General features: G+C 39.8%; 13 protein-coding genes. 4 read left to right on the top strand and 9 right to left on the bottom strand.

What is annotated here, in order from left to right; translation table 11 throughout:
• Positions 1-25: 25 nt before the first annotated feature.
• From AC0N32_RS18110 to AC0N32_RS18100, 3 genes are all read right to left on the bottom strand, one after another.
• On the bottom strand, positions 26-736 hold the full coding sequence (locus AC0N32_RS18110) for a Dph6-related ATP pyrophosphatase (protein WP_476395250.1): 711 nt from the start codon (positions 734-736) through the stop codon (positions 26-28).
• A 52-nt stretch (positions 737-788) separates the two neighbouring features.
• Positions 789-986 carry a hypothetical protein gene (locus AC0N32_RS18105; protein WP_476395249.1) on the bottom strand — a complete coding sequence of 66 codons (198 nt, stop codon included), beginning with the start codon at positions 984-986 and terminating at the stop codon, positions 789-791.
• Between the two features lie 123 nt (positions 987-1,109).
• Positions 1,110-4,457, bottom strand: coding sequence for a methylmalonyl-CoA mutase family protein (locus AC0N32_RS18100; RefSeq protein WP_476395248.1), 3,348 nt, complete (start codon positions 4,455-4,457; stop codon positions 1,110-1,112).
• A gap of 263 nt (positions 4,458-4,720) precedes the next feature.
• Between AC0N32_RS18100 and AC0N32_RS18095 the strand changes: the two genes are divergently transcribed.
• A complete protein-coding gene (locus AC0N32_RS18095; protein ID WP_476395247.1) occupies positions 4,721-5,053 on the top strand; it encodes a hypothetical protein in 333 nt (110 codons plus the stop codon).
• Here the strand turns inward: AC0N32_RS18095 and AC0N32_RS18090 are convergent.
• On the bottom strand, positions 5,050-6,150 hold the full coding sequence (locus tag AC0N32_RS18090) for a DUF3667 domain-containing protein (RefSeq protein ID WP_476395246.1): 1,101 nt from the start codon (positions 6,148-6,150) through the stop codon (positions 5,050-5,052). The two genes, AC0N32_RS18095 and AC0N32_RS18090, sit on opposite strands and share 4 nt — an antisense overlap.
• Before the next feature lie 316 nt (positions 6,151-6,466).
• On the opposite strand from AC0N32_RS18090, the gene rplM reads away from it, so the two are divergent.
• From rplM to rpsB, 3 genes are all read left to right on the top strand, one after another.
• On the top strand, positions 6,467-6,922 hold the full coding sequence (gene rplM, locus AC0N32_RS18085) for a 50S ribosomal protein L13 (RefSeq protein ID WP_027381190.1): 456 nt from the start codon (positions 6,467-6,469) through the stop codon (positions 6,920-6,922).
• A gap of 6 nt (positions 6,923-6,928) precedes the next feature.
• A complete protein-coding gene (gene rpsI / locus AC0N32_RS18080; protein WP_034678948.1) occupies positions 6,929-7,315 on the top strand; it encodes a 30S ribosomal protein S9 in 387 nt (128 codons plus the stop codon).
• Between the two features lie 198 nt (positions 7,316-7,513).
• Positions 7,514-8,275, top strand: coding sequence for a 30S ribosomal protein S2 (gene rpsB, locus AC0N32_RS18075; protein WP_294296453.1), 762 nt, complete (start codon positions 7,514-7,516; stop codon positions 8,273-8,275).
• 68 nt (positions 8,276-8,343) lie between these two features.
• On the opposite strand, the gene AC0N32_RS18070 is transcribed toward rpsB, so the two are convergent.
• The 5 genes from AC0N32_RS18070 to AC0N32_RS18050 all read right to left on the bottom strand — a co-directional run bounded on the left by AC0N32_RS18070 (position 8,344) and on the right by AC0N32_RS18050 (position 12,348).
• Complete coding sequence (locus tag AC0N32_RS18070) at positions 8,344-8,799, bottom strand: DUF6759 domain-containing protein (RefSeq protein WP_476395245.1); 456 nt, start codon at positions 8,797-8,799, stop codon at positions 8,344-8,346.
• 271 nt (positions 8,800-9,070) lie between these two features.
• Entirely contained in the window at positions 9,071-9,712 is a 642-nt protein-coding gene (locus AC0N32_RS18065; protein ID WP_476395244.1) for a DUF6759 domain-containing protein, read from the bottom strand.
• Between the two features lie 145 nt (positions 9,713-9,857).
• Positions 9,858-10,535, bottom strand: a complete 678-nt coding sequence (gene trmB / locus AC0N32_RS18060) for a tRNA (guanosine(46)-N7)-methyltransferase TrmB (protein ID WP_476395243.1) — start codon at positions 10,533-10,535, stop codon at positions 9,858-9,860.
• 75 nt (positions 10,536-10,610) lie between these two features.
• A complete protein-coding gene (locus tag AC0N32_RS18055) occupies positions 10,611-11,396 on the bottom strand; it encodes a DUF6759 domain-containing protein (RefSeq protein WP_476395242.1) in 786 nt (261 codons plus the stop codon).
• 163 nt (positions 11,397-11,559) lie between these two features.
• Positions 11,560-12,348, bottom strand: coding sequence for a hypothetical protein (locus AC0N32_RS18050; protein WP_476395241.1), 789 nt, complete (start codon positions 12,346-12,348; stop codon positions 11,560-11,562).
• Between the last annotated feature and the right edge of the window lie 27 nt (positions 12,349-12,375).

Below are 12,375 nucleotides of genomic sequence, written 5' to 3'. Positions count from 1 at the left end.
TAATCTGAACGCAATTTATATTTAATTATTTTGCCATCAGATCACAGAACCAGAAAACATAGTCACCGTTTTCTTCATGGCTGCCGGATTTGGGTTTCGGGTAGGTCTTCCTTACGATTTCTCCTACCTCAAAACCAATCGGATTTTTAAAAACAGGACCGTCAAAAGTGAACGTGTGGAATTCGCCATTTTCTCCACAGGGATCTACATTTTCAGGTAAATCTTCAATAAACTTTTGGTCAATAATCCTGCCGGCGAAGCTTTTGTCCAGATAGGTTTCGTTCACGCAGGTAACAATGGTTTTAAATCCGAGATTCAGAAACTCTTCAATGAGATTTTTCGTATCGGTCTTCCACAAAGGAAAGACGCCCTGCATGCCTACTGCCGCCAACTGATCTTCCCTGTATTTCCTCAGATCTTCAAGGAAAATATCCCCGAAAACGGAATGCGTAACGCCCTGCTGTTTAAAATCATTCATGGTGCTTTCCATTAGGTCACGGTATTCCTCCATGGACGGTTCTTTCGGGAGTTCCAACTTGGCTAGAGGAAAACCCAGACTTTCTACCTGTTTTTCCAGCAACGAAACATGGACCCCGTGCATGGAAATTCTCTGAAACTCTTTATTGACACTGGTGAGTAAAGAAATAATTTCAAATTTTTCTTCCTGTAAAATTTTATACAGGGCGAGGGCAGAATCTTTTCCGCTGCTCCAGTTGAAGATGGCGTTGGGTTTCATCTAAACAAATATGAACTTAATAAGTTGAAAATTTAAATTTTTCAATAATGTTTTATTTATTATCCGGTTTTCCGAAATTATTAAATTCGTTCGGTTCTATTTTTTTTCTTTCGGCTTCTTGCCTTTTTTGTAATTCCTCAGTATTCCTGTTCATGTCACTTTTATGCGTGGCAGCCATCGGATATGAATTGCAGCTTTTTAAGAATGTTACAGCGAAAAGTATAAGCGTTAAGAAAGAGAATTTTTTCATTAATTTTTTTAAATTAAAATATATAGATAGTTCAAAAATACAAAAACCTCAAAGAAAATTCTCTGAGGTTTACTTTATAATTTTTAAACAGTTAGTTGTAAAAATTCCCTGTCCGGCTACGGACTACATATTTCTTCTGTACTTACCGCCTACTTCAAACAAAGCATTGGTAATCTGCCCAAGCGAGCAGTATTTTACGGCATCCATCATGACCTCAAATAAGTTTTGCTGATTGATGGCAGCGTGTTGCAGCGTTTTCAGGGCTTCTTCGGATTTATCTTCATTCGATTTCTGGAAATTATGAAGCATCTCGATCTGGAACTGCTTTTCTTCTTCGGTCGAACGGATCACTTCTCCCGGACGAACCGTCGGCGAACCGTCTTTTCCTAAAAACGTATTCACCCCGATGATCGGATATTCCCCGGTGTGTTTCAGCCATTCGTAATGCATCGATTCTTCCTGGATCTTGGAACGCTGATACATCGTTTCCATAGCACCCAGAACACCGCCTCTTTCCGTAATCCTGTCGAATTCTGCATACACAGCTTCCTCCACCAAATCCGTCAGTTCTTCGATAATGAATGAACCCTGAAGCGGATTTTCGTTCTTCGCAAGCCCCAATTCTTTATTGATGATCAATTGAATGGCCATCGCTCTTCTTACAGACTGCTCGGTCGGAGTCGTAATCGCTTCATCGTAAGCATTGGTGTGGAGCGAGTTACAGTTGTCGTAGATCGCATACAATGCCTGAAGCGTCGTTCTGATATCATTGAAATCAATTTCCTGGGCGTGAAGCGAACGTCCGGAAGTCTGGATGTGGTATTTCAGCATCTGGCTTCTTTCATCGGCGCCATACTTCAGCTTCATGGCTTTGGCCCAGATTCTTCTGGCGACACGTCCGATCACCGAATATTCAGGATCGATCCCGTTGGAGAAGAAGAAGGATAGGTTAGGGGCAAAGTCGTTGATGTCCATTCCTCTGGATAAATAATATTCCACATAGGTGAAACCGTTGGCCAGGGTAAAAGCCAGCTGGGAAACCGGATTGGCGCCGGCTTCTGCAATATGGTATCCTGAAATGGAAACGGAGTAGAAGTTTCTTACTTTTTCCTTAATAAAATATTCCTGAACATCACCCATCAATCTCAAAGCAAATTCCGTAGAGAAAATACAGGTATTCTGTGCCTGGTCTTCTTTTAAGATATCGGCCTGAACGGTTCCCCGGACGGTAGCGATGGTTTTCGCCTTGATTTCCGCATATACATCGGCAGGAATAATTTCATCACCGGTAATTCCCAGTAATTTCAGCCCTAAACCGTTGTTTGAAGGCGGCAATTCGCCGTTGTATTTCGGTCTTGCTAACCCTTTATCGTCGAATTTAGCTTTTAAAACCTCTTCAACTTTAGATTCCAAGCCATTCTCAATAATATATTTTTCAACGTTCTGGTCGATGGCTGCATTCATAAAGAAAGCCAACAGCATTGGCGCAGGTCCGTTGATCGTCATTGAAACGGAAGTCAGTGCGTTCACCAGATCGAATCCGGAATATAGTTTTTTAGCATCATCCAGGGTCGCAATGGAAACTCCGGCATTTCCGATCTTACCGTAAATATCCGGTGGTAAAGCGGGATCCTGACCATATAAGGTTACCGAGTCGAAAGCAGTAGACAGACGTTTGGCCGGCATTTCCGCAGAAACGTAGTGGAATCTTCTGTTGGTTCTCTCCGGGCCTCCTTCTCCGGCGAACATTCTCGTCGGGTCTTCTCCGGTTCTTTTAAATGGATAAATTCCTGCTGTGTAGGGGAAACTTCCCGGCAAGTTTTCCTGGCCTTTCCATTTGATCAGGTCGCCCCAGTCGTTGTATTTCGGTAAAGCGATTTTCGGAATTCTTAAATGGGATAAAGATTCCGTTGAGGTCTCGACTTTGATTTCCTTTCCTCTTACGAAATAAGAATAAAACTCAGCGTGGAAAGCTTTTTTCGTATCGTCCCAGGTATTAAGGAAGTCGATGTTTTCCTGCTGCAGTTCTTTTTCCGCCTTCTGGTATTCAGCATCCAGGGATTCATGGGAAAGGATTTTTTTAACGCCATCAATATGATACATCGTTCTTGCAAGCTCAGCTTGTTTTTCGATGTTGGCATCATAGATTCTATTGTTTTCAACGATTTCAGAAAGGTAACGCACTCTTTTTGGAGGAATGATCGTTACTTCGTCTGTAATTTCCTGCTCAACAAAACCCTGTAGATGTAAATCAGCAAATTTATCGTTTACCTTAGAAACTAACCTGTTATATAATTCAGTCGTTCCGTGGTCGTTGAACTGAGATGCTTTTGTTGCATACACTGGCATTTCATCCAATGGCTGTTCCCATAATAAATGGTTTCTCTGGAACTGTTTTCTTACCGCCTGAAGTGCGTCAAGAGCCCCTCGTTTGTCGGATTTATTTAAAGCGACCAGATCAGCGTAATCCAGCATATCGATTTTTTCCAACTGTGTAGAAGCTCCGTATTCCGGGGTCATCACGTACATTGACACGTCAGCAAAATCTGAAACTTCCGATCCGGATTGTCCGATTCCTGAAGTTTCCAGGATAATCACATCCGGATGTGCCAGTTTCAGCACATTTAAAGCCGACTGAATGAATGGCGAAACGGAAACGTTGTTTTCCCTGGTGGCCATCGAACGCATATAAACCCTCGGGTCATTGATTGCGTTCATACGGATTCTGTCGCCTAATAATGCGCCTCCTGTTTTCTTTTTAGAAGGGTCGATGGAAATGATGGCAATTTTTTTATCGGTGTTGGAACGTAAGAACCGTCTTACCAATTCGTCTGTTAATGAAGATTTTCCGGCTCCTCCGGTTCCTGTGATCCCGATGATCGGAATGTGCAAATCTTTTGATTTTTCGTCGATGGCAGCAACCAGTTCAGGCTTTTCTTCCGAGAAGTTTTCAACCGCTGAAATGATTTTGGCGATGCTGGTCGGGTTTTCAAAGCTGATGGCATCCAGATCCTGTGCTGTCACTTCCTTTCCTGTAGCAAAATCCGATTTCTTCACCAGGTCATCGATCATTCCCTGCAGGCCAAGCTCACGGCCATCGTCCGGAGAATAAATACGGTCGATTCCGTAATCCATTAATTCTTTGATCTCTTCCGGCAGGATCACCCCGCCGCCGCCGCCGAAAATCTTAATCTGCGGGGAGTTTTTTTCTCTTAAAAGATCGTAAATGTATTTGAAATATTCGTTGTGCCCGCCCTGATAAGACGTTAAGGCAATCGCATTGGCATCTTCCTGAATAGCGGTGTTCACCACTTCCTCAGCCGATTTGTCGTGGCCGAGGTGGATCACTTCACATCCTGTTCCCTGGATCACACGTCGCATGATGTTGATCGCCGCATCGTGGCCGTCGAACAATGACGCTGCCGTCACAATTCTTACTTTATTGTTTGGAGTATATTTTTGGGTTTCCATAAAAAATCTAGAAAATTTCTGAATTTCCAAATATAACAATAAAATAACAACCTTTGATTTTAATTTAAAACACTGATTTAAAGATTTTTAATCAAAATACCGACACTCTGATTTTCACAACAGAACAAACATTAGTTTAGAATAAGGTGGAGATGATGACAAAGGCAGACAAGGCTTCTGCTATGCAGAAAACTTCATGGCAGAATTTACCATTTAAAAACTCAGATTAATTTCTATACTTTTGCAGTTATATTTAAAAGGATATGAAAAAGGCATTACTCTATTTTTTACTGGGAACTGTTTTAAGTTTTTTGATTAATTATTTCTTCTACAGTTCAGAGAATATAGGGCTTGATATTTATTATGCCATAGCCTTCGGATTGGCCTGGGGAACAGCTTATTTTCTGGATACCCCAAATTTCACACTGCCTCAGAAATTAGGGCTTTCTTTTTTGTCCATGGCAATATTGGTAGCAGTTGGTGCTTTACTGTTTAATATTGAACTGGCTATTCCGTCGATCCTTAAGTTTTCTACCGTATTCGTAGCGTACTATCTTATTGCAAGTTTCCGGGCTTCTAAGACCCTTCGTCACTAATGAAGCATGATAAAGCTTATATACATTAATAAAAGCAGCATGCATAAAATTCCGATAAAATTTATCAGAAGCAATGCAAAACCTTTCATCACACTGATGCCTCTCGAACTTTCATACACTCTGTGATGCGCCACAAAAAAATAGATGAACAGGTAAATTACACCCGCAGTGTAGGCTAATATCTTCAAGAGACTGATAACAATATTGTCCGGAATAAGATCGATAAGCCTGTTGAAAAATATCAGAATAAGAATTCCCAGCAATAAAAAAGAGAAATAATGCAGGGTAAAAATACCGTGATCGAAATACCACCATTTTCTCTTATTGTGAAAAATCCAGAGAAAAAAAGCAAAAACGGGGAGATAAACAAAAAGCGCTTTCGGTAGTGTATGAATAAAGGTTTCGGAGAACTTTTCGAAAATTTCTTCTTTATTTAATCCCTTACTCTGTAAGTAAAATACTTTTCTTGCGAAAGGCCTCATAAAATCATAGACCCGTCGGGCGTCTGCTTTTTTGGCATACAGGGAATCAAACTGCTTCATATTTGATGCGCCGAGAATGGTGAGCTTTCCATCAGCAGTTTCTTCTATGGCATCGGTTTCTATATCATTGCCGTTTATTTTTGTGATTCTGGCATCTTTGATTATTGCTTCTTTCTGAGCATTGTTCATCTTCTGGGTAAGACTGTCCGTAAACCTTGCGACCTTCTCCTCCTGTTGTTTTTCCTCAATTTTCTGAGCTGCTTTTTCTGTTTTAGTTTCCGATTCTTTAGATTCCTTAGAGCCGGAAAATAAGGAAGGAAGCAGAAAAGTAATGAAACTTATAAAAATATAAAGCTTTACCGGAGCAACATAAGCCTGCCTTTTTCCTGCAAGATAAGCACTGGTAAGCCTCCCGGGATTGAGCAAAAGATATCTGATGGTTTTCCAGAACTGTCCGTCATAATGGGTAAAATCTTCAATAAAATGGGTAAAGAGAAAATGAAAACGCTGCTTGGTTTCAACATTTTCCTGTCCGCAGTGTGGGCAGAATCGTTCTTCAACAGTATGACCGCAATTGAGACAGTTCTTTTCTGCTCTGATTTTTCCGTGGCTCATGGCTTTAACAAGGTTTTGCGCAAATATACAGAATTACCAGCGATCCTAATGATATCCGTAATTTTTTAGCATTAATTTTAAATTAAATAAATTTATTTCAACATCCAGCAGCAAAAAATACAATAGACGCATTATATTATTACATCTTTAAAGACCTACAAACACATCCTGAGAACTAATGTTTTAAGCAAAACCAATACGTCCACCCATTTGAAGATTAAATATATAGATCAAATATATTTTGCATTCCGAAAATAATTTGTACCTTTGCACACCCTTTTATGGGAAAATTATGTTTAATCTTTAACTAAAACGTGTGAATACATTAAGTTACAAAACTGTTTCAGCGAACAAAGCTACTGCTAATAAAGAATGGGTTGTGGTAGACGCTGAAGGACAGCCGTTAGGAAGACTAGCTTCTACGGTTGCAAAGATTTTGAGAGGTAAGCACAAAACGAATTACACACCTCACGTAGATTGTGGTGATAACGTAATCGTTTTGAATGCTGGGAAAGTTACTCTTTCCGGAAACAAGTGGAACGACAAGACTTATATCTGGCATACAGGTTACCCTGGAGGTCAAAAGTCTATGACTGCGGCTGAACTTCAGAAAAAAGATTCTTTAAAAGTATTGGAAAAATCAGTAAAAGGGATGTTACCAAAAAACAGACTGGGCGCTGCGATCCTTAAGAATCTTTATTTATATGAAGGGACTGAGCACAAACATGAAGCTCAACAGCCTAAAACAATTAATGTTAACGAATTTAAATAATTAATTATGTCTATAGTTCACAAAATCGGAAGAAGAAAAACTTCTGTAGCCAGAGTTTACGTAAAGCCAGGAACTGGTAACATTACGGTAAACGGTAAAGATGCTGCAACTTATTTCTCTACAGACGTGATGGTTTACAAATTGAACCAACCGTTCATCCTTTCTGAAACTGTTGGTCAGTATGATGTTACCGTAAACGTATTCGGTGGTGGAAATACAGGTCAGGCAGAGGCTATCAGATTAGGTATTTCAAGAGCTTTATGCGAAATCAACGCTGAGTTCAGATTAGCATTGAAGCCAGCTGGTTTACTTACAAGAGACGCAAGAATGGTGGAAAGAAAGAAGCCAGGTCAGAAAAAAGCAAGAAAGAGATTCCAATTCTCAAAACGTTAAGAATTGCGGTAAGCTTAAAGCAATATGCAATAAGCTATTTGAACTTATTAAAATTTTTAATCCGCTTAAAGCTTGCAGCTTAGTGCCTACAGCTTAAAGCAAAATTGCCCGTTACGTTTAGCATCCAAACGCTTCTCCCATCTAAAGAAGTTGTTGATTGTTTAAAAAACGGAAAGTAAACTAACAAAAACAGAAAACATGGCAAAAGCAAATGTAAAAGACCTTCTAGAGGCTGGCGTACACTTCGGTCACATGACCAGAAAGTGGAACCCAAATATGGCTCCATACATTTTTATGGAGAAAAACGGTATTCACATTGTAGACTTACATAAAACAGCAGTTAAATTGGATGAAGCGTGCAGCGCTTTGGAAAAATTAACTTCTGCAGGTAAAAAAGTTCTTTTCGTAGCCACTAAAAAGCAGGCGAAAGAAGTAGTGGCTAAACACGCTGCTGAACTGAATATGCCTTATATTACAGAAAGATGGCCTGGAGGGATGTTAACGAACTTCGTTACCATCAGAAAGGCTGTTAAAAAAATGAACTCCATCGACAAAATGAAGAAAGATGGTACGTTCGAAACGTTATCTAAAAAAGAAAGATTACAGGTAGACAGACAAAGAGCTAACCTTGAGAAGAACTTAGGTTCTATCTCTGACATGGTTCGTCTTCCTTCTGCAATCTTCGTTGTAGATATCATGAGAGAGCACATCGCGGTAACTGAAGCTAAGAAATTAGGTATTCCAGTTTTCGGTATCGTTGATACTAACTCTGACCCAAGAAAAGTAGACTTCGTAATCCCAGGAAACGATGATGCTTCTAAATCTATCGATATGATCCTGAGCATCGTTTCAGAATCGATCAAAGAAGGTCAGTCTCAGAGAAAAGCTGATAAAGAAAAATCTAAAGAAGAAGGAGAAGTAGTATCTGCTGATAAAGATGCTGACTTCGATGCAGAATAATCATTAAGATTTTCTTACCATACAAAAAACCGTTGGATTCAAAGAATCCAACGGTTTTTTTATTTTTATCAGTTTGAAAGCTTTACTTCATAAGAGTCTGACACAAACCTGGTTTTCTGGTAAACGGCATTACAGACCATCCCCGAGAGGTTGTAATTCTGATTTTTCGGAACCATCACTGCTCCGATCTTCCTGGCACCTATAGGGATTTTTTTAAAGTAATTATTTCCGCTTATCGTAAGAACCATATTGCAGGGTGATGTATTTTCTACGGTGATCGATGTCCTGGGATCATTGGAAGAATAATTCAGCAAATGCGTTAAAACCTCAGCGGTTTCAGACTTGTAGGTTTTCATTAAAGCCTGATATTCCCTTTCTACCTGTACTGCGGAAGTTGTGCTGCTTCCGGTATTTGCAGGAACAGGCCTGGGCTGGCGGACCGGATAATGTGTGGTAGAAACTTTATTGCCGCAGCTGTTCAGGAACAGGGCAAACATTACTGAAAACAAAACATATTTCTTCATATCAATACATTTACACCTACAAAGGTAATCTTTACCGCTGAAATAATGCCGGATAAAGGATTTTAACGAGCATAGCAAAACGTCGAGACCATTTACCCAAAACGTCGGGACCTTTTTACTAAAACGTCGAGACCTTTTTACTAAAACGACGGGACCTTTTTACCAAAACATTTCGACGTTTTTTTAACGACACAATAAACAGGCAAAAACAGGGCTGGAATCCGGCCGGAATTGTTAAGCCAGGGTTTTATTTAACCATAAAAAACAAATGCTACTTTTTGCCCGCAGGGTTAGTGGCTGCCGGTTTAGGATTGCTGATGGTTAAGAAAATGCTTTTGGTAAGATCTTTTTTAGACGAATACACCACATCACAGACATTACCGGTCAGGGTATAAGTCCCTTTTTTGATTACGATAAAATTTTCGCCTTTTGCGGGTACGGCCATATTGTAAAAGTCTTTTCCCTGAATCTTCAGCACCAGGTTACAGTCCGACTGATTTTTAAATAAAAGAATGACCTCCTTGCTGTTGATATCCTCATCAAACATAGCATTAAGGAGCTTTACGGTTTTGTCTTTATGTTCCTGGGAAGTAGAAGTGATGAGTCTTTTAAATTCTTCAGCCTCGTTAGAATTCGGTTTGCTCAGCGCACCGCTTGGTATTTCGGAAATAATAGGTCTGGCTTCCATGGGTTTTGCATCCTTTTTACCTTTTGTCCACTCCGCGTTTTTCAGTGCGATGAGCTTAGGTTTCAGGACACTTCTTTTCGGGTCGTCCGGATGTGTCGTGGCCAGGTAATTTTCGATTTCCTTAATATCGGTACTTTCTAAAATGTCATGGGAACGTTTTTCGACACCGGTACTTTTACATGCCACAAGGCTGCATAATAAAATGATAAAGATATTTTTTTTCATAGCTGATGTTATGTGTTTTATATAAATAAGAATAGAAGAATATAATACATATATCCTTCGGAACAAACTGTATCGCTTGCCTAAAATACGATAAGACAGGTTGGTAAGACTGGAGGGTGTGTTTTTTTCATCATTTTTTTGTTTTTTAATTAATTCGGAATTTAATGTAGGTAATTGTTTTTCCTTTAGCAGAAAATAATTCTTCGTAATAGGTTTTAATGTCTCTTAAATGCGGCGTATTCGGATCATATTCTACAGCACCGTAAATATCGTGGTGCGCTGTAATGATATCGTATCCGGCTCCCTGCAGATAGCCCAGCGTGTAGCCATGAAGAAACTCGGAGTCTGTTTTTAAATGAATAATTCCGCCGGGTTTCAGGAACTTCTTGTACCGTTCTAAGAAATCGGGATGGGTAAGCCTGTGTTTGGTACGCTTGTATTTGATCTGCGGATCCGGGAACGTGATCCATATTTCATCGACTTCATTTTCTCCGAAATAATGCTCTACCAGCTCAATCTGGCTTCTGAGAAATGCCACGTTGTGCATATTGCTCTCATGCGCTTCTTTGGCTCCAAACCAGAACCGCGCTCCTTTAATGTCGATACCGATAAAGTTCTTTTCCGGGAAAGTTTTGGCCATGCCCACAGTATATTCTCCTTTGCCGCAGCCAAGCTCCAGGACAATCGGATGATCATTCTTAAAAAAATCTGTTCTCCATTTTCCTTTAAGCCTAAAACCTTCCAGCGCTTCCTCTCTCGTCGGCTGAATGACATTTGGTAATATCTTGTTTTCTGCGAATCTTGCTAATTTATTTTTCCCCATGGAACATTTCTAAAATCTTGCAAAAATAACAAAATTTATAGATGCTTTCTTTAAATCACCAATTAAAATCGGAATTTATTTCTTTGCGGAGCTTCCAAGGGCAACCATGAGGGGTTTCTGAATGGTTTTCTGAGAAGCGTACTGAGCACCGCAGACCACACTTGTGAACAGGTAATCCCCCTTCTGCACCACAACGGAATTGTCGCTATGAGCCGGAACGGGCAATCTGTATTTGGTCACTCCTATCCCTTCAATCCTTACGATAATATTGCAGTCGGATTTGTTTTCAATCATGACAATACATTCTTTGGCGTTAGGATCGTTATCGAAAAGAGAGTTTAATATTTTCACGGTTTTATTTTTATGCTCGACAGGATTTTCCGCCATCAGCATATTGAATTCCGATGCTTCGGTATCGGGTACGGCTGCTGTGGTCACCGATGCTACATCGGTAGGTGCAACATAAACATTTTTCGGGTTACTCGGCGTATAAACGACTGCAGACTGCCCCACCTGGAGTTCCTTCTGATACCGTGCGATCTGTTTTTTTCTGATATTGGCATTAAATTCTTCAAATGATATTTTGGTAGAAGGCCGTCTTTTCAGCATGGCCAGCCAGTCCTGCATTTGCCTGACCTTGGTGTCGCCGGGTTTTGCATGCTTAATGTATTCTTTCATCATTTCCATGACGCGGGGCTTCAGGACAGATCTTCTGGGATCGTCGGGATGGGCATCGCGCAGGAAAGCATTAATCTCATATATATTTTTGCTTTTTAAAATATCACTGTAGTCTTTGCCTTTTTTCTGGGCCGAAACATTTACGAAAACAATAGCACAAAAAATCAAAAGGATCTTTTTCATTCAATTACATTAAGATTTATCACTAAGTACTTTAGTATAACGGAAATTTTACTCTTTTTATATAAACTGCACTTTATCGTGATAAAATTAAAAATAATTTAAAGAACAAAAAAAATGTATACGGCTGATTGCGGTATACATTTGATATTATAAAATTAATTATTTATTTCACGATTTCCTGAAGATGGGAGTTTCGCAGTCTTCGCTGGTAGATCGGCAGATATTTTTCTATAGGAATCTTTACCGCCTCAAAATTACCGGCCATGATGTAAGGCTCAATATTTTCAGAAGTATAGACAAACTGGAGGAAATTATCAATAAGGTTCTCCGGGATTTTGAATTTTGTGAAGTAGTCTTTCCCCAGATAATTTTTGATCTGTGTCACCGAATTGTTCATTTTTTCGTAAGCCATATAACGCTGCTTTTTCTTACGTTCTCCAGAAAGAATATCATAAATACTTTCCAGGCTGAAGGTCAGTCCGCCATCTCTCAGTCCGGCAACCGGTAATTGAGGCGGGGTACCATCCCCTTTAGGTTCAGGCAAGCCAATCACTTTTTTTATGGCTAATGCTTTATCTTCCTTCCTTAGGGCATTTACATCATATCTTAAGTTTCCTGTAGGCTTAAATCTGTTGATCACGACTTCCTGGATATCGTGATAAGCAATTTTCAATTCAATTAAATTTTTCTGGCTGATCATATCAGGAGTGAGCTTTACATCTTTCCGCTCGGTAACGATTGATGTAAAACGGATAATATCCCCAGGGTTGGCAGAAATACTGAAATCACCATTATAATCACTGAGAACGGTCTTCTGAGTAGTAATGTTGGTAACATATACCTGATTGAGATATAATACGGAGTTGTCTCTTAAAAAAACTTCACCGGAGTACGACTGAGCGTTAATTTTTATCAGAAAAACCAACAGCAATAGGATAAATAGTTTCTTCATATAATGAGAGCAAAATTAAGCAGAAAA

Source organism: Chryseobacterium endophyticum (assembly GCF_056333165.1).
This window is presented reverse-complemented; position numbering and strand designations above follow the sequence as displayed.